This window comes from Mesorhizobium sp. M8A.F.Ca.ET.165.01.1.1 (genome assembly GCF_004792065.1).
GTDB lineage: Bacteria > Pseudomonadota > Alphaproteobacteria > Rhizobiales > Rhizobiaceae > Mesorhizobium.
On sequence record NZ_SRTH01000154.1, the window covers coordinates 1 to 333 of the forward strand.

At 63.4% G+C, this 333-nt stretch carries 1 protein-coding gene and 1 pseudogene; both read right to left on the bottom strand.

All coding sequences use genetic code 11. The annotated features are described in order from the left end of the window. A partial coding sequence (locus tag EN808_RS36865; RefSeq protein WP_210235488.1) for a hypothetical protein occupies nt 1–190 on the bottom strand: 190 nt, incomplete at its 3' end. A gap of 23 nt (nt 191–213) precedes the next feature. After that, a pseudogene (locus tag EN808_RS37515) lies at nt 214–333 on the bottom strand (VOC family protein); the annotation flags it as partial.

A 333-nucleotide genomic window follows, 5' to 3' on the forward strand; every position in this document is an offset into this window, starting at 1 on the left:
GCTTAATGCTGGGCTTCCTTGCCGGCTTGGCCTTTGCTTTAGGCGCGGTCTTTGCCGTCGCTTTAGGCGCGGCTTTTGCCGCCACTTTAGGCGCGGCTTTCGCCGTCGCCTTCGCGGCCGGCCTTGCCGATGCCTTTGCCGCGGCTTTCGGCGCGGCCTTGGTTGCGGGTTTCTTCGCGGTCTTTGCCATCTGTTCCTCCCCTTATGGCTTGCTCAATATGGATTCTTCGCCGTCCGCTCATCCGACAGGGTTTCGCGCGACCGCTCGACCAGCGCCTGGATGGCGTCGGCGAGATGGAGTTCGGCGATATTGTAGTCGCCGCGCTCCACGCG